General features: G+C 72.6%; 12 protein-coding genes. 6 read left to right on the forward strand and 6 right to left on the reverse strand.

What is annotated here, in order from left to right; genetic code table 11:
- Positions 1-66: 66 nt before the first annotated feature.
- Entirely contained in the window at positions 67-1,188 is a 1,122-nt protein-coding gene (locus tag ABZZ04_RS11170) for a TcmI family type II polyketide cyclase (protein ID WP_356931915.1), read from the reverse strand.
- A gap of 266 nt (positions 1,189-1,454) precedes the next feature.
- Here ABZZ04_RS11170 and ABZZ04_RS11175 point away from each other — a divergent pair, with 266 nt between their 5' ends.
- A complete protein-coding gene (locus ABZZ04_RS11175; RefSeq protein ID WP_356931916.1) occupies positions 1,455-3,083 on the forward strand; it encodes an FAD-dependent monooxygenase in 1,629 nt (542 codons plus the stop codon).
- A 161-nt stretch (positions 3,084-3,244) separates the two neighbouring features.
- On the forward strand, positions 3,245-4,534 hold the full coding sequence (paaK, locus tag ABZZ04_RS11180; protein WP_356931917.1) for a phenylacetate--CoA ligase PaaK: 1,290 nt from the start codon (positions 3,245-3,247) through the stop codon (positions 4,532-4,534).
- Between the two features lie 51 nt (positions 4,535-4,585).
- Here paaK and ABZZ04_RS11185 read toward each other — a convergent pair whose 3' ends face one another.
- The gene (locus ABZZ04_RS11185) at positions 4,586-6,106 is read right to left on the reverse strand and encodes an acyl-CoA synthetase (RefSeq protein ID WP_356931918.1); all 1,521 of its coding nucleotides are present in this window, start codon (positions 6,104-6,106) and stop codon (positions 4,586-4,588) included.
- 150 nt (positions 6,107-6,256) lie between these two features.
- Between ABZZ04_RS11185 and ABZZ04_RS11190 the strand changes: the two genes are divergently transcribed.
- Positions 6,257-8,677, forward strand: a complete 2,421-nt coding sequence (locus ABZZ04_RS11190) for a penicillin acylase family protein (RefSeq protein ID WP_356931919.1) — start codon at positions 6,257-6,259, stop codon at positions 8,675-8,677.
- 44 nt (positions 8,678-8,721) lie between these two features.
- On the opposite strand, the gene ABZZ04_RS11195 is transcribed toward ABZZ04_RS11190, so the two are convergent.
- Genes ABZZ04_RS11195 through ABZZ04_RS11205 form a run of 3 tightly spaced genes read right to left on the reverse strand, consistent with a single transcriptional unit; the run spans position 8,722 to position 12,545 of the window.
- Positions 8,722-9,828 carry an ionic transporter y4hA gene (locus tag ABZZ04_RS11195; RefSeq protein ID WP_356931920.1) on the reverse strand — a complete coding sequence of 369 codons (1,107 nt, stop codon included), beginning with the start codon at positions 9,826-9,828 and terminating at the stop codon, positions 8,722-8,724.
- A 60-nt stretch (positions 9,829-9,888) separates the two neighbouring features.
- Positions 9,889-11,439, reverse strand: a complete 1,551-nt coding sequence (locus tag ABZZ04_RS11200) for an acyl-CoA synthetase (protein ID WP_356931921.1) — start codon at positions 11,437-11,439, stop codon at positions 9,889-9,891.
- The gene (locus ABZZ04_RS11205; protein ID WP_356931922.1) at positions 11,436-12,545 is read right to left on the reverse strand and encodes a nitronate monooxygenase family protein; all 1,110 of its coding nucleotides are present in this window, start codon (positions 12,543-12,545) and stop codon (positions 11,436-11,438) included. The genes ABZZ04_RS11200 and ABZZ04_RS11205 overlap by 4 nt, the downstream gene beginning before the upstream one ends.
- 182 nt (positions 12,546-12,727) lie before the next feature.
- Between ABZZ04_RS11205 and ABZZ04_RS11210 the strand changes: the two genes are divergently transcribed.
- The 3 genes from ABZZ04_RS11210 (at position 12,728) to ABZZ04_RS11220 (ending at position 16,979) form a co-directional block, all read left to right on the forward strand.
- Positions 12,728-14,578 carry a serine hydrolase gene (locus ABZZ04_RS11210; RefSeq protein ID WP_356931923.1) on the forward strand — a complete coding sequence of 617 codons (1,851 nt, stop codon included), beginning with the start codon at positions 12,728-12,730 and terminating at the stop codon, positions 14,576-14,578.
- Positions 14,579-14,785: 207 nt separating this feature from the next.
- Complete coding sequence (locus ABZZ04_RS11215) at positions 14,786-15,667, forward strand: phosphotransferase (protein ID WP_356931924.1); 882 nt, start codon at positions 14,786-14,788, stop codon at positions 15,665-15,667.
- Positions 15,668-15,758: 91 nt separating this feature from the next.
- On the forward strand, positions 15,759-16,979 hold the full coding sequence (locus tag ABZZ04_RS11220; protein ID WP_356931925.1) for an MFS transporter: 1,221 nt from the start codon (positions 15,759-15,761) through the stop codon (positions 16,977-16,979).
- 21 nt (positions 16,980-17,000) lie between these two features.
- On the opposite strand, the gene ABZZ04_RS11225 is transcribed toward ABZZ04_RS11220, so the two are convergent.
- Positions 17,001-17,417, reverse strand: coding sequence for a transcriptional repressor (locus ABZZ04_RS11225; RefSeq protein ID WP_356931926.1), 417 nt, complete (start codon positions 17,415-17,417; stop codon positions 17,001-17,003).
- Between the last annotated feature and the right edge of the window lie 125 nt (positions 17,418-17,542).

Genomic DNA, 17,542 nt, shown 5'->3' on the forward strand with positions numbered 1-17,542 from the left:
CCTCCTGGCGCATTGCGCGTTGTTTCGACGGGTTGAGCGAGAACCCCCCAGGGGGCGGATGCGCGGTCAGGACTCCTTGGCCCGCCGGTCCGTGATCAGGGTCATCTCGGACCGCGCGAGGAAGCCCGAGATGCCCTGCTCGTTGGCGGGAACGGTGTTCGTGCGGTCGTCGAGGAGACGTCCGAGCCTGGCCACCTTGCCGGGACCGTCGATGCCGACCGCCTGGGCGGCCTGCGCGTCGATCGGTTCCACCGCTTCGAGGAGGCGCACGACGACGTCGTCGCGCTGGAAGATGGTGCTGCTGTCGATGATGCTCGCCGGGTCGTCGGCCGCCTCCTCGTCGTGCTCGGCGAGGAGCCGGGCCAGTGCCATGCCGCAGCCCTCCTTGGCCTGGTAGAAGAGGGCGTGCCTGCGGACGTCCTCGGCCTTGTGGCGGCCGGCGGTCACGTGGTGGACGGTCGGCAGCGCCGCCCGGGTGAAGAACATCCGGGCGGAGTCCGGGTCGGTGAGGTCCCGGTGCTGCTCCAGGTACGGGTTGATGGCCTCCTCGACGGCCCGGACCTCGGGCTGGCGGGAGACGTGGCGCAGGGCGGCGAGCAGGTCGCCCTCGACCTCGATGGCCCGCACGACCCGGTTCCCGTGCATGAACAGCGAGGTGCGGCGCAGCCTGGTGTCCTCGTCGACCCGCGCGTTCGGGGAGTCGTAGTCGGCCAGGATCTTCGCCACGACGTCCTCGGTGCCCGGCCTGACGGTGAAGGTGAGCGCGTGGCGCACCACTCCGTCGCCCAGGCGCGGGGAGGACTGGAGTCCTGCCTTGGCCTCCTCGGGTGCCAGCTCGAAGGCCCTTCCGGTCTCCCGCAGGACGCTGAAGCGCAGCGAACGGGTGTCGCGGACGCAGTTGTGCAGCGGCTGCACCGTCGCGACGTGCTCCTCGCTGTTCACCCAGGCGAGGAACGGCGGCGCGCTGTCCCACTCGCTGGTGATCAGCCACTGCGAGGGGTTCTCGATGGACTGGCACAGCTGGTCGCTGATGTGCCCGGGTACGGACGCCACCTGGTTGCGCAGGTGCTCGTACGCCTCCAGGAACTGCTGCTGGGCACCGTCGTACAGGTCCAGCAGCAGCACGACGCGCAGCCGGGAGCCGTCGAAGGCGGACTGGGAGATCCGCTCCGAGAGGGTGGTGGTCATCTTTCGGTCTCCTTCGGGACGGTTCCGGGGCCGGCCTGGTGGCGTGCCGCGGACCGTGGGTTGGCGAGCGGGTTTTCGGAGCGGTGACTCTCCCGTCGGGTGCGGACGGCCGTCCGGGGACCGCGGGTGTCGTCTCCGTGACCGATCGTTAAACGCTGGTCCGGGTGGCGCGAGATTTATGAACCGTTCAGGTGAGCGGGCGTCCGAACCGCTCTCGCCAGGGCATTGAACATTGCATCCGAACGTCGTCCGAGCTGGAGCAGCTGATGAACGAGAACGTCGACATCCGTGTGCCGGTCCTCATCGTGGGCGGCTCCCTGGTGGGGCTGTCCACGTCCCTCTTCCTCGGCCGGCTCGGCATCGAGCACCTGCTGGTCGAGAAGCACCGGTCCACCTCGACCCATCCGCGCGGCCGCGGCAACAACGTGCGGACGATGGAGGTGTTCCGCACCGCGGGGGCCGAGGCGGGCATCCGGCGGGCGGCCTCGGTCCTCGCCGACAACCACGGCATTCTGCAGGCCGGTTCGCTGACCGGGGACGACCAGGAGTGGCTGTTCAAGGAGATCGACCCGGGGGGCGGGATCGCCCGCTTCAGCCCGACCGGGTGGTGCCTGTGCAGCCAGAACGACCTGGAGCCGGTGCTGGTGGAGCTGGCCCGCAAGCAGGGCGGCGACCTGCGGTTCTCCACCGAGATGCAGAGCTTCGACCAGGACCCGTCGGGGGTGGACGCGGCACTCAAGAACCGGGAGACCGGGGAACACATCAGTGTCCGGGCGGACTACCTCGTCGCGGCCGACGGACCGCGCAGCCCGATCCGTGAGCAGCTGCGCATCGACCGTACGGGTCCCGGCGACCTCTTCCACAACGTGAGCATCACCTTCCGTTCCCGGAAGCTCGCCGATGTCCTGGGCGACCGGCGTTTCATCGTCTGCTACCTGACCAACCCCGCCGCGGACGGCGCCCTGTTGCCGGTCGACAACAAGAAGGACTGGGTGTTCCACGCACCGTGGCAGCCCCAACTCGGGGAGACCCTGGAGGACTTCACCGACGAGCGGTGTGCCGAGCACATCCGTACGGCGGTCGGCGCGCCGGGCATCGACATCGAGATCACCGGCAAAGCACCGTGGCACGCCGCGGAGCGGGTCGCCGAGCGGTACTCGTCCGGCCGGGTCTTCCTCGCCGGTGACTCCGCCCACGAGATGTCCCCCACCGGGGCGTTCGGTTCCAACACGGGCATCCAGGACGCGCACAACCTGGCCTGGAAGCTGGCCGCCGTGCTGCGGGGCGAGGCGGGTCCGGGGCTGCTGGACACCTACGGCGCGGAGCGGCTCCCGGTGGCGCGGGCGACGAGCTCGCGGGCCTCGGCGCGCTCCGGCGAGCACAGCCACCCGGGGTACTCCGCGGCGCCGGGCGTGGGCGGCGGGAAGCAGGGCGGGATGCTCGCCGTGGCGCTGGGCTACCGCTACGTCCGCGGCGCCGTGCTCGGTGTCGACCCGCAGGATCCGGTGGTGCCGCAGGGCATGCAGCTGGACGGCCGGCCCGGCAGCCGCGCCCCGCATCTGTGGGTACGTCAGGGCGGTGATCGCAAGTCCACACTCGATCTGTACGAGCGTACGTTGGTGCTGCTCACCGACGGTACGGACACGGTGTGGCGCCGGGCGGCGACACGGGCCGCGAGGCGGCTCTCGGTGCGGCTCCAGGTGTACGGCATCGGTCCGGGCGCCGAGCTGGAGCCGGAGGACGGGGCCGACTGGGCCGCGGCGCACGGGACGACGGCCCGGGGCGCCGTGCTGGTGCGCCCCGACGGCTTCGTCGCCTGGCGTTCGACGGGTCCGGCCGATGACGCCGAGGCCACTTTGCACGAGGTCCTGGCCACCCTGCTGCACCGGTCCTGACCTCCGGCGCCACCGGGAGCGGCGGGCAGGGAGCGACAGCACGGAGGGGCGACGAGGATCGGCCGCGTCGCCCCTCTTGCCATGGGGTGCGATGGCCTGAATTACTGCTGTCGAAAGATCGACCGAATGATCGGTCGCCTGCTCGGAAGAGGGAGATCCGGATGACGGCTCTGCTGGACGAGGCGGAACGACTGGGCCGGGACGAGCTGGAGGCGCTCCAGCTGGAACGGCTGCGGGCCACGCTGCGCCACGCGTACGAGAACGTCGGCCACTACCGGGCCGCGTTCGACGCGGCCGGGCTGCGGCCGGACGACTGCCGCTCGCTCGCCGACCTCGCGCGCTTCCCCTTCACGACCAAGGCCGATCTGCGCGACAACTACCCCTTCGGCATGTTCGCCGTCCCCGAGGAGCAGGTGCGGCGCATCCACGCGTCCAGCGGGACCACGGGCCGCCCGACCGTCGTCGGCTACACCCAGCGGGATCTGGACACCTGGGCCGATGTGGTCGCGCGCTCGATCCGGGCGGCGGGCGGGCGTCCCGGGCAGAAGGTCCACGTGGCGTACGGGTACGGGCTGTTCACCGGCGGGCTCGGCGCGCACTACGGGGCGGAGCGGCTCGGCTGCACGGTGATCCCCGCCTCCGGGGGCATGACGGCCCGGCAGGTCCAGCTGATCCAGGACTTCCGCCCCGAGATCATCATGGTGACCCCGTCGTACATGCTGACGCTCCTCGACGAGTTCGAGCGGCAGGGCGTCGATCCGCGTTCGACCTCGCTGCGGACCGGGATATTCGGGGCCGAGCCGTGGACGCAGGAGATGCGGCGCGAGATCGAGGAGCGGTTCGCCATCGACGCGGTGGACATCTACGGGCTCTCGGAGGTGATGGGGCCCGGGGTCGCGCAGGAGTGCGTGGAGACGAAGGACGGGCTGCACATCTGGGAGGACCACTTCTACCCCGAGGTGGTCGATCCGCTGACCGGCGAGGTGCTGCCCGAGGGCGAGGAGGGCGAGCTGGTCTTCACCTCGCTCACCAAGGAGGCCATGCCGGTGATCCGCTACCGGACGCGGGACCTGACCCGGCTGCTGCCGGGCACGGCCCGGGTGTTCCGCCGGATGGAGAAGGTGACCGGGCGCAGCGACGACCTGGTGATCCTGCGCGGGGTGAACCTCTTCCCGACGCAGATCGAGGAGATCGTGCTGCGCACCCCGGGGGTGGCTCCGCACTTCCAGCTGAGGCTGACCCGCGAGGGCCGTCTCGACGTGCTGACCGTGCGGGCGGAGGCGCGGGCGGGAGCCGGCCCGGAGCAGCGGACGGCCGCCGCGGAGTCGATCGCGGCGGCCGTCAAGGACGGCATCGGGGTGTCGGTCGGGGTCGAGATCGTCGATCCGGAGACGCTGGAGCGGTCGGTCGGCAAGTTCCGGCGGATCGTGGACGAGCGCGGGCCCCGGTAGCGTCCCGGGGCCCGTCGGGCGGTCTCCGGCCGGAGGCCGCCCGACGGGTTCTCAAGGGGTGGGCCGGTCGTTCCCGGCGAACCGGTCCCGCAGCTCCCGCTTGAGGATCTTCCCGCTGGCGTTGCGCGGCAGCCCGTCCACGAAGAGGACCTTCTTGGGGGCCTTGAAGTGGGCGATCCGTTCCCGGGCGTGCGCGATGAGCTCGTCCTCCGTGGCGTCCCCGCGCAGCACGACGACGGCGGTGACGGCCTCGATCCAGCGTTCGTCGGGCAGTCCGACGACGGCGGCCTCGGCGACGGCGGGGTGGGTGTAGAGGGCGTCCTCGACCTGTCGGGAGGCGACGAGGACGCCGCCGGAGTTGATGACGTCCTTCACCCGGTCGACGACGGTGAAGTAGCCCTGCGCGTCGCGCACCGCGAGGTCGCCGGAGCGGAACCAGCCGTCGCGGAAGGCCTCCGCGCTCTCCTCGGGCTTGTCCCAGTAGCCCTCGCACAGCTGGGGCGAGCGGTAGACCACCTCGCCGGCCGTGCCGTCGGGGACCTCCTTGCCGTTCTCGTCGACGACCTTGGCCTCGACGAAGAGGACGGGCCTGCCGCAGGAGTCCATCCGGCCCTCGTGCTCGTCCGGTCCGAGGACGGTGGCGAGCGGGCCGATCTCGCTCTGTCCGAAGCAGTTGTAGAAGGCGAGTCCGGGCAGTCGTTCGCGGAGCCGTTCCAGGACGGGCACGGGCATGATCGACGCGCCGTAGTACGCCTTGCGCAGGCCGCCGAGATCGCGGGTGGCGAAGCCGGGGTGCTGGGAGATGCCGATCCAGACGGTGGGCGGGGCGAAGACGCTGTCGGCCCGCCCCGCCTCGACGAGGTCGAAGATCCGGTCCACGTCGGGCGCGTCCAGGATGGTGTTCTGCGCGCCGACCGCGAGGTAGGGCAGCAGGAACACGTGCATCTGCGCGGAGTGGTAGAGCGGCAGGGAGTGGACGGGCCGGTCGGTGGCGCGCAGGTCGAGCGCCGTGATCGCGCTGACGTACTCGTGCACGAGGGCGCCGTGCGTCATCATCGCGCCCTTGGGCAGGGCGGTGGTGCCCGAGGTGTAGAGCAGCTGGACGAGGTCTCCCGCGGCCGGTTCGCGTTCGGGGACGAAGGGGCGCGGGGTGGCGGTGGCGTCGAGGAGGGAGTCCGGCGCGTCGCGCAGCGGGCGGACGGGGAATCCGGCGGGGACCCGGCCGGCGAGGTCGGGGTCGGTGAGGACGAGGGCGCTGCCCGACTGGTCCAGGACGTACGCGAGGTCGTCGCCGGTGAGGTTCTGGTTGACCGGTACGTGGACCAGGCCCGCGCGGGCGCAGGCGAGGTAGCCGATCAGGTAGGCGTCGGAGTTGTGCGCGTAGGAGGCGACCCGGTCGCCGGGGTGCAGTCCGTGCTCGCCGGTGAGGACGGCCGCCGCGGTGCTGACGGCCGTGTCGAGCTCCGCGTAGCTCCACGACCTGTCCGCGTACCGCACGGCGGTGCGCTCGGGGGTGCGCCGGGCGCTGCGGGCCACGACTCCGTCGACTGTGCTGCTCCGTACACCTGTCATGGCGTGATCCTGGGTGGCCCGAACGCGGCGGTCAAGGGTCCGGGCGCCGGTGAGGATCTTGACAGGGGTGCGTAAGTACTGGCTGAGTGACGTGCGGCGACTCGAAACCTCGGGCAACCGCCTTTCGCACCTGCACAGTTGGGAGGACCTTTGCCGCTCCGCAGCCGTCTGAGAATCCTTGCGATATCCGGCCTCGCGCTGTTCACCGTTTCGGCCTCGCTGCCCCCGGCGGCGGCCGACGGCCCGCACCGTTCCCACCACCCGTCGGGCGGCGGGCTGTCCGCCACGATCCGCTACACCGAGTACGGCATCCCGCACATCGTGGCGAAGGACTACGCGAACCTGGGCTTCGGCAACGGCTGGGCCCAGGCCGCCGACCAGGTGTGCACGCTCGCCGACGGCTTCGTGACCCTGCGGGGCGAGCGGTCGCGGTACTTCGGCCCGGACGCGGCCCCGGACGGTTCGCTGTCCTCCGCGGCGAAGAACCTCTCCAGCGACCTCTACTTCCGCGGGGTCCGCGCGAGCCGCACCGTGGAGAAGCTGCTGAAGGCGCCCGCCCCGGCGGGGCAGAGCCGGGACGTCAAGGAACTGGAACGCGGCTGGGCGGCCGGTTACAACGCCTGGCTGGCCCAGAACCGGATCGACGACCCGGCCTGCCGGGGCGCCGACTGGGTGCGCCCGGTGACGACCATGGACGTCGTGATGCGCGGCTACGCGCTCTCGGTGCTCGGCGGTCAGGGGCGCACCGTCGACGGGATCACGGCCGCCGAGCCGCCCGCGGGCGACGCCCGGCCGTCCGGTGCCCCCTCGCCCGGCGACGCGGCGGACGCGGCCCGACGGCTGCTGTCGACGCAGAACGCGGACATGGGCTCCAACGCGGTCGCTTTCGGCGGCGGCACGACGGCCAACGGGCGGGGTCTGCTGCTGGGCAATCCGCACTACCCCTGGCAGGGCGGCCGACGGTTCTGGCAGTCGCAGCAGACGATCCCCGGCGAGCTGAACGTGTCGGGCGGTTCGCTGCTGGGCGCGCCGATCGTGTCGATCGGGCACAACTCGCGCATCGCGTGGAGCCACACCGTCGCCACCGGGGTGCCGCTCAACCTCCACCGGCTCGCCCTCGATCCGGCCGATCCGACCGTGTACCTGGTGGACGGCCGGCCCGAGCGGATGACGAAGCGCACGGTGTCGGTGGCGGTGCGGGGCGGCGGCACGGTGACCCGCGCCCAGTGGTGGACCCGGTACGGGCCGGTCGTCACCTCGTTCGGCGCCGGGCTGCCGCTGCCGTGGACGGCGGCGACCGCGTACGCGCTCAACGACCCGAACGCCGCGAACCTGCGGTTCTCGGACGCGGGCCTGGGCTTCAGCAGGGCGCGCAGCACGGCGGACATCCGGGCCTCGCTGCGCCGCACCCAGGGGCTGCCGTGGGTGAACACCGTCGCGGCCGACTCCGCCGGGCACTCCTTCTTCTCGCAGTCGCAGGTGCTGCCGCGGATCACGGACGAGCTCGCGCAGCGGTGTTCCACCCCGCTGGGCAGGGCCACGTATCCGGCGTCCGGGCTCGCGGTGCTGGACGGTTCGCGCAGCGACTGCGCGCCGGGCTCGGACCCGGACGCCGTGCAGCCGGGCATCTTCGGGCCGGACCGGATGCCCGCCCTGGAGAACGCCCCGTACGTGGAGAACTCCAACGACAGCGCCTGGCTGACGAACGCGGACGCGCCGCTGACCGGCTACGAACGGATCTTCGGCACGATCGCCACGCCCCGTTCGATGCGGACCCGGGGCGCGGTCGAGGACGTGTCGGCGATGGCGGCGCGGGGCCGGCTGACCGTGGCCGATCTCCAGCGGCAGCAGTTCGCCAACCGGGCACCGGCCGGTGATCTGGCCGCGACGGACCTGGCGGACGCCTGCGCCGCGCTGCCCGGCGGCCGGGCGACCGGCAGCGACGGCGAGGCGGTCGACGTGTCGGCGGCGTGCGAGGTGCTGCGGCGCTGGGACCGGAAGACGGACACCACCAGCCGGGGCGCGCTGCTCTTCGACCGGTTGTGGCGCAGGGTGGCGGGCACGGTGCCGGCGGCCGAGCTGTGGAAGGTGCCCTTCTCCCCCGCCGACCCGGTCACCACCCCGAACACGCTGAACACCTCGGCGCCCGGCGTCGTCCGGGCGCTCGCCGACGCGGTGGCCGAGCTCCGGACGGCCGGTACCGCGCTGGACGCGCCGCTGGGCCGGCACCAGTGGGTCGAGCGCAACGGCCGGCGCATCCCGGTCGGCGGCGGCACCGAGTCGCTCGGCGTCTGGAACAAGACCGAGCCGGAGTGGGACGCGGCGTCCGGCTCCTACCGGGAGGTGTCGAACGGCTCCAGCTACATCCAGGCGGTCGGCTGGGACGGGAGCCGGTGTCCGGTGGCGCGCACCCTGCTCGCGTACTCCCAGTCCTCCGACCCGGGTTCGGCGCACTACAGCGACCAGACCGAGCTGTACTCGGGTGAGCGCTGGGTGACGTCCCGGTTCTGCGAGAAGGACATCATGCGGTCGCCCGCGCTGCGGGTGGTGCGGGTCCACGAGCGCCGGTAGTCCCCTCGGTGCGATCAGCCCCTGATTGGCCGGAGGACGGCCGGTCAGGGGCTGATCGCGAGGAAGACGAACGCGGCGAAGACCGACAGGTGGACGCCGCCCTGGAGCAGGGTGGCCCGTCCGGGTACGACGGTCAGCGCGCCGACGAGCATGGTGAGCGCGAGCAGCACCATGTGGGTGGCTCCGAGGCCGAGGTGGAGCGGTCCGTCCAGCCAGATCGAGGCGAGGGCGATGGCCGGGATGGTCAGGCCGATGCTGGCCATCGCCGAGCCGAGGGCGAGGTTGAGGCTGGTCTGGACGCGTTCGCGGCGGGCCGCCCGTACCGCCGCCAGGGTTTCGGGCAGCAGCACCAGCAGGGCGATGACGACGCCGACCACGGCCTGGGGCATCCCGGCCGCCTCCACCCCGGCCTCGATGGCCGGTGAGACGGACTTGGCGTCGCCGACCACCGCGACGAGCGCGACCAGCAGCATCGTCAGGCTCAGGGCGGTGGCGCCCCGGCCCGGCAGCGGGGCGTGCTGTTCGTCCTCCTTGAGCGTGCCCTCCTGGGTGAGCGGGAGGAAGTACTCGCGGTGGCGCACCGTCTGCACGGCGACGAACAGCCCGTACAGGAAGAGCGAGGCGACGGCGGCGAAGGCCAGTTGGGCGGTGGAGAACTCGGGGCCGGGTTTGCCGATGGTGAAGGTCGGCAGGACCAGGCTGAGGGTGGCGAGCGTGGCGACGGTCGCGAGGGCGCCGCCCGAGCCCTCCGCGTTGAAGACGGCGACCCGGGTGCGGACGGCCCCCACGAGCAGGGACAGTCCGACGATGCCGTTGCAGGTGATCATCACGGCGGCGAACACGGTGTCGCGTGCCAGCGCGGCCGTCTTGGGGCCGCCGCCCGCCATCAGGGTGACGATCAGGGCCACTTCGATCACGGTCACGGCGACGGCCAGCACCAGTGAGCCGAACGGTTCGCCGACCCGGTGGGCGATCACCTCGGCGTGGTGCACGGCGGCGAGGACGGCGCCCGCGAGGCAGAGGGCGACCGCCCCTACGGCGAACGGCGGCAGCTCCCGCCCCCAGCTGAACACCAGCGCGAGTGCGGCGACGAGCGGCACGACCACCGTCCACCGGGTCGCCAGGGACCGGACCGTCGTGCGCGTGTTCATGGGCCACACGCTGCCAGAACCCGGCCCGGAGCGCGCGCCGGGCGACGGCCGGACGGCGGGTCACAACGCCCTGGGGTGCCCCTCCCAGTACGGGTCGCGCAGCCTGCGCTTGTACAGCTTGCCGTTGGGGTCGCGGGGCATCTCCTCGGTGAAGTCGATGCTCCTGGGGCGTTTGTACCCGGCGAGCCGGTCCTCGCAGTGGCGCAGGATCGCGGCGGCGAGTTCCTCGCCGGCCCCGTGTCCGGCGGCGGGTTCGACGACCGCCTTGACCTCCTCGCCCCAGTCGGGGTGCGGGATGCCGAAGACGGCTGCGTCGGCGACGGCGGGGTGACCGAGGAGGACGCCCTCGATCTCGGCGGGGTAGATGTTGACCCCGCCGGAGATGATCATGTCGATCTTGCGGTCGCGGAGGAAGAGGTAGCCGTCCTCGTCGAGGACGCCGAGGTCGCCGACGGTGAAGAAGTCGCCGACCCGGTTCTTCCGCGTCTTTCCCTCGTCCTTGTGGTAGCTGAAGCCGCCGGTGTTCATCCTCATGTAGACGGTGCCGAGTTCGCCCGGCGGCAGCCGGTTGCCGTCGTCGTCGAGGACGGCGAGTTCGCTGATCGGCCAGGCCCTGCCGACGGTGCCCGGTTTCTTCAGCCAGTCCTCGGCGGTGGCGAAGGCGCCGCCGCCCTCGCTGGCGGCGTAGTACTCCTCGACGCACCGCCCCCACCAGTCGATCATGGCCCGTTTGACGTGGTCGGGGCAGGGCGCGGCGCCGTGGACGGCGTGGCGCATGGAGGTGACGTCGTAGCGGCTCCGGACCTCGTCGGGGAGGGCGAGGAGGCGGTGGAACTGGGTGGGGACCATGTGGGTGTGGGTGCAGCGGTGGGTGTCGACGAGGCGCAGCATCTCCTCGGGGGTCCACCGGTCCATCAGGACCAGCGGGTGTCCGATGTGCAGGGACGCGCCCGCGAACTGGAGGACGGCCGTGTGGTAGAGCGGCGAGCAGACCAGGTGCGTGTTGCCGTCGAAGGGCCGGATGCCGAAGATGCCGAGGAACCCTCCGAGGTGGCTCTCCTCGGGGAGCCTGCCGGGCAGCGGGCGGCGGATGCCGCGCGGGCGGCCGGTGGTGCCGGAGGTGTAGTTCATGACCCAGCCGAGGGTGCGTTCCTCCGGCGGTGTCCCGGGCCGGCCCTCCAGCAGTCCGGAGTAGGGGCGGAAGCCCTCGATGGTGCCGACGGCGTAACGGTGGGTGGCGGGCAGGCCGGCCTCGTCGGCGGCCGCGGTCACGGCCGGGGCGAACCGTTCGTGGGCGATGAGCACCTTGGCGCCGGAGTCGGAGACGATCCAGGCGATCTCGGGGCCGACGAAGTGGTGGTTGACGGGGACGAGGTAGAACCCGGCCTGCACGGCGGCGAGGTAGGCGGTGAAGAACTCGGCGCCGTTGGGCAGGACGACCGCGAAGGCGTCGCCGCGCTCCAGTCCGGCCGCGCGCAGTCCGTGGACCATGCGGTTGGCGGCGGTGTGCAGCCGGCCGGCCGTCCAGCTCTCGCCGTCGGGGGCGATCAGGACCGTGCGGTCGGGGTCGGCGGCGGCCTGGGCCCAGAAGCCGTTGGGCGGCGGGGTCATGAGGTGCTCCGTCCGGCGATGCGGTTGATCCGGTCCACGGCGCGTTCGAAACCGCGGGTCAGGTCGTCGAAGACGGCCTGCACGCCGCGTTCGCTGTTCATCCGGCCGACGATCTGTCCGACGGGGGTGCCGAGCAGTGCGCCGGTCTCGTACTTCTGGATGCGGGAGACGGCCTCGGCGACCAGCAGTCCCTGGAGCGGCATGGGCAGCGGGCCGGGGCCCGCCGGGTCGTCCCAGGCGTCGGTCCACTCGGTACGGAGCTGGCGGGCGGGTTTGCCGGTGAGGGCGCGGGAGCGGACGGTGTCGCCGGAGCCTGCGGCGAGGAGCTTGCGGGTCAGCGCGCGGGAGTGGAGGTCGGCCTCCTCGGTGGTCAGCCAGAGGGAGCCGAGCCAGACGCCCTGGGCGCCGAGGGCGAGCCCGGCGGCGATCTGCTCGCCGCTGCCGATGCCGCCGGCGGCGAGCACGGGCAGCGGTCCGACGGCGTCGACCACGTCGGGCACCAGGACCATGGAGGCGATCTCGCCGGTGTGGCCGCCCGCCTCGTACCCCTGGGCGACGACGATGTCGATGCCCGCGTCGGCGTGGTGGCGGGCGTGCTTGGCGCTTCCGGCGAGGGCGGCGACGAGCACGCCTTGGTCGTGGGCGCGCCGGACGACGTCGGCGGGCGGGGAGCCGAGGGCGTTGGCGAGGAGCTTGATGGGGTAGTCGAAGGCGACGTCGAGCTGGTTGCGGGCGACCTCCTCCATCCAGCCGGTGATGCGCCAGCCGGACGCCTCGCCCTCGTCGAGTTCCGGGACGCCGTGCTCGGCCAGGGTGTCCCGGACGAACTTCCGGTGCCCGGCCGGGATCATCGCCTCGACGTCGGCCTCGGTGACCCCTTCCACCTTCTTGGCGGGCATGACGACGTCGAGGCCGTACGGCTTGCCGTCGGTGTGCTCCTGCATCCAGTCGAGGTCGCGCGCGAGGTCGTCGGGGGCGGTGTAGCGGACCGCGCCGAGCACGCCGAATCCTCCGGCCCTGGTGATGGCCGCGGCCACCGCGGGGAACGGCGTGAAGCCGAAGATGGCGTGCTCGACTCCCAGTTTCTTGCTCAGCTCCGTCTCCATGGGGCGCAGGATGCCGCAGTCCGCCGACCGAGGGAAGAGAGTTTCTGATGCTTCGTCAGATTCTTTGTGGCGCAGGGGACCTCCGTGACGGCCGGGGCGGCAGTACTCTCTGCGTCGGCAGGAAGTTTCACTTCCGGAAGAGAGTTCGAAAGTTACTTTCAGGCGGTAGGAAGGGGTTCCGGATGACCGAGGACGTGGCCGGCCGGGGAATCAGCCGACGAAGGCTGGGCGGTGGGATGCTGGCCCTGGGCGGAGCGCTCGCCCTGGCGCCGATTCCGTTCGCGGAGCGGGCGTCGGCCATGGAGTCGGGGGCGAAGGCGTCGGACATGAACACGGGGACCGGGACGAGCGGGGCGCCGGGGAACGGCCGCCCCACCCTGCGGCGCGGAACGGCCGGGCGCGCCGGGCTGCTGCAGGAGCCCCTGGACCAACTGGTCGTCGACGCCGAGAAGTTCCTCGAGGCGTCCCCGAAGCACCCCTGGTACGCGGGGGCGGTGCTGCTCGCCGGACGGGGCGGCACGGTGGCCCTGCACCGGCCCATCGGCAAGGCCGTGCGCTACTCGGCGTACGACGAGAAGACCGACACCGGCGTGGAGTTCCCGCCCGACCGGCAGATCCCCATGGCCGAGGACACCGTCTTCGACCTGGCCTCGGTCTCCAAGCTGTTCACCTCGATCCTGGCGGTGCAGCAGATCGAGCGCGGGACGCTGGGGCTGGAGGCGAAGGTCGCCTCGTACCTCCCCGACTTCGCCGGCGGCGGCAAGCAGGACATCACGATCCGTCAGCTGCTCACCCACACCTCCGGTTTCCGTTCCTGGATCCCGCTGTACAAGGCGCCGACCCGGGAGGGGAAGCTGCGGCTCCTGTGGGACGAGGTGCCCGCCAACCCGCCGGGCACGGTGTACCTCTACTCCGACCTCAACCTGATCTCGCTGCAACTGGTCCTGGAGAAGATCACCGGCCGTCCCCAGGACGTCCTGCTCCGCGAGCAGATCACCGCTCCGCTCGGGATGCACCGCACCCGGTACAACCCGCCGGCCTCCTGGAAGCCGAAGATCGCCGCGACCGAGGACGCCCGGCTGCCCTGGTCCGGGCTGGATCGCGGACTGGTCTGGGGCGAGGTGCACGACGAGAACGCGTACAGCCTGGACGGGGTGGCGGGGCACGCCGGGGTCTTCTCCTGCGCCTGGGACCTCGCGATCCTCGCCCGCACACTGCTCAACGGCGGGGTGTACGGCCGGGCCCGCATCCTCTCCCCCGCCTCGGTCGACCTGCTGTTCACCGACTTCAACACCGCGTTCCCCGGTGACGCGCACGGGCTCGGTTTCGAGCTCTACCAGCACTGGTACATGGGCGCGATGGCCACGCCCCGCACGGCCGGCCACACCGGTTTCACCGGCACCAGTCTCGTCCTGGACCCGACGACCGACTCGTTCCTGATCGTCCTCGGCAACTCCGTGCACCCCGTGCGCAGTTGGCGTTCGGGCAGCGCGCCGCGCGTGGCCGCGGCCAATCAGATGGCACGCGCGGTGGCGGTCCGTCCGGCCCGGGGGCGCACGGCGTGGTTCTCGGGTCGGGCCAGTGCCACCGAGGCGACGCTCGCCCTGCCCCCGTTGCGGCTCTCCTCGGGCCGGGCCCGGCTGGACTCGGCGCTGTGGTGGGACACCGAGCCCGGGTCGGACTTCGTCTTCCTGGAGGCGTCGGCGGACGCCGGGGCGACCTGGCAGCCGGTGCCGTTCACCACCGTGCCGATGGCGCGAAGGCCCCGCCCCGAGCCGGAGGCCCACCCCACCGGCTCGGTCTCCGGCTGGTCCGGCCGGGTGTGGCACCGGCTGGAGGCGGACCTCGCCCCGTGGCGCGGCGAGGAGGTGCGCCTGCGCTGGCGGTACGCGACGGATCAGCTGTACGTCGGCCGCGGGGTGTACGTGGACGCCGTCCGCGTCGAGGACGGCGGCCGGACGGTCTTCGACGACAGCCGCCCGGGCGACGCGGCCCGGGTGGAGGCGCGGGGCTGGACGGCCTCGGCCGACTGACCCGGTGCGGGAGGGGTGCCGGTGTCGTCCGGCCCGGCGCCCCTCCCGCACCGGCACCGGACCTGCCGTGCCGGGGAAGGGCCGTCCCCCTCCCCCGGCACGGCAGACGCACCACGACGCGTCCCGGACCGGACGAAGCCCCGGCGGGCAGGACGGCCGGCATCGGCATCGGCATCGGCATCGGCATCGGCATCGGAGAATGCTCCGATGACCTCATCGCCGCAGGAGCAGAACCGGACACGTGCCGAACGCCTCGACCCCGACCGCCTGGTGGCCGCCGTGCACGCCCGGACGGGCGTGCGGCTGGTGGTCGAGGGCCCCTGCCCGGGGGGCGAGGTGGGCGCCGCGTACGTCCGGTGGCCCGACGGCCACCGGTCCGTGCTGAAGTGGCGGCCGGGCACCCGGCTCGACGCGCTGCGGGCGGGTCCCCTGACGGTGTGCGAGGTGCTGCGCGACCGGGGGTACCCCTGCCCGTCGACGGAGCTGGCGCTCCAGGTGGACGACGCGGTGGTGCTGGTCCAGCAGCTCCTGCCGGGCGCGCCGCCGGACCTGCTGGACCACCGCGGCCTGGACCGGGCGCTCGCCCTCAACGAGTCGCAGGCGGGGCTGCTCTCCGGGCACCGGGACGTCCCGCCGGTGAACCTGTACCTGCTCGGCGACGGCCCCGGCTACTGCCTGCACGAACCGCTGCGCGGGCACAGCCGTCGCGGTGCCGCCCTGGAACGGCGGATCAGGTCGGTGGGCGCGGCGCACCCTCCCCGCCTGTCCGGGGACGACGTGGTGCACCAGGACTTCCACCACGGCAACCTGCTCGCCGTGGACGGTGCCGTCACCGGGGTCGTCGACTGGGACGGCGCCGGACGGGGCGATCGCCGCTTCGACCTGGTCACCCTGCGCTTCGGGCTGCACGCGGGGCAGCAGCCGCCCGGGGTCGTCCGACGCCTCGACGCCGTCCTGGACGCCCTGCCCGAGGACGTCCTGCGCCCCTGCTGGGCCCACATGAGCCTGCGCATGGCCGACTGGGCCGTCCGGCACTTCGCCCCGGGCGAGGTGGAGCACTGGCTGGATCTGGCCGAACGGCGCCTGTGACGGATCCGCGACGCCCGGACCGGGGGTAGGGTCCCGGACGATCTGACGGGCACACCCGTCGCGGAAGGAACACACCGATCGTGGAAGGGACATGAAGGCCACCGCCGAAGCGTCCGCGCCCCGCCCGGCCCCCTTGCGGGTTCCTGCCTTCCGCCGGTTCGCGCTCGCCAATCTGGTCTCGGCGACCGGCTCCGCGATGGCGCCGGTCGCGCTCGCCTACGCGGTGATCGGGCAGGGCGGCGGGGCCGGGGCGCTCGGTGTCGTGCTGGCGACGAACGCGGTGCCGACGATCGTCCTCACCGTCGCGGGCGGCGTCCTCGCCGACCGGCTGTCGCGCAGCCGGATCCTGTTCCTGGGCAATCTCCTGGCCGCGGCCGCGCAGGGGGTGCTCGCGGCGCTCGTGGCCACCGGGCACGCGACGACCGCTTCGATCGCCGTGTGCGGATTCGCCTCCGGGACCGCCACGGCCTTCACCGCCCCGGCCGCGACGGGCGTCGTGGCGCAGCTCGTCGCGGCGGAGCACCTGCAGCGGGCCAACGCGCTGCTCCGGCTGCCGGGCAACGCCGTCAAGGTGCTCGGCCCCGTCGTCGGCGGGGTGGTCGTGGCGGTCGGCGGCCCGGCGTGGGCGCTGTCGTGGGACGCGCTCAGCTTCCTGGCCGCGGCGCTGCTGCTGCTCGGCCTGCGGCTGAGCGCACCGGTCACCACGAGCGGGGTCCTGGCCGATCTGCGCGCCGGCTGGTCCGGCTTCCGGCGCCGCACCTGGCTGTGGACGTACACCGCGGCCGGGACGGTGGTGGTCGCCGCGTGGCTGGCCGGTTTCCAGCTGCTCGGTCCCGTGGTCGCGGCCGAGCACTACGCGGGGGCCCGTTCCTGGGGGCTCGTGCAGGGCGCGTTCGCGTTCGGACTGCTGGCGGGGACGGTGGTGTGTCTGCGGTGGAGGCCGTACCGGCTGCTGGCCGCGGCCGTCGTCACGGGCGCCGCGCTCTGTCTGCCACCGGCGGCGCTGGGCCTGGGACTGTCCCTGCCCTGGGTGCTGCTCGCCGCCGTGCTCGCGGGCATCGGGCTGGACATCGCCGTGGTGGCCTGGACCACCGCGCTCCAGCAGCACGTGCCGCAGGAGGAGCTGGGCCGGATGAGCTCGTTCAACGGGGTCGGGGAGCGGATCGCCGTCCCCCTCGGCTACCTCGTCACCGCCCTCGCCGCGCACGCCTGGACCGACCGGACCGTGCTCCTGGTCTGTGCCGGCGCCATCGTGGCGGCCACCCTCCTCAACCTCTGTGTGCGGGACGTGTACCGCGTCAACCGCCTCTGACTCCCGGCGGCACACCGCGTTCTAGGGTCTGCTGCACTCCGGGCACAGTCCCCGGTAGGTGACCTCGGCCCCGGACACGGTGAAGCCGAACCGTTCGCCGTCCGGCAGCCCGGCCAGCGGGTCGCCCGTCGGGCGCACGTCGCGGATCAGGCCGCAGCCCGAGCACACCAGGTGCTGGTGCGGGCGGTGGGCGTTGGGGTCGTAGCGCTTCGCGCGGCCGTCGGTGGAGACCTCCATGACCTCGCCGAGCGAGACCATCTCCCCCAGGGTGTTGTAGACGGTCGCCCGGGAGATCTCCGGCAGCCGCTCCGCCGCGCGGGCGTGCACCTCGTCGGCCGTCAGGTGCACGTGGTCGCCGTCGAGGACCTCGGCGACGACACGCCGCTGGGAGGTCACCCGCCAACCGCGTCCCCGCAGCCGATCCAGCAGGTCACTCATATCGGTTCATCCATTCGGGCTCGTTGAAGTACCGGATTCCAGTGGCAGCCGTACAGCTTCCGACCGAATTCGGAACAGACGTGCTTCTTGACCTGGACTCCGTCGATCGTAGGATCGATCCCAGC

It is taken from the genome of Streptomyces sp. NPDC006435 (genome assembly GCF_040612315.1).
Classification (GTDB): domain Bacteria; phylum Actinomycetota; class Actinomycetes; order Streptomycetales; family Streptomycetaceae; genus Streptomyces.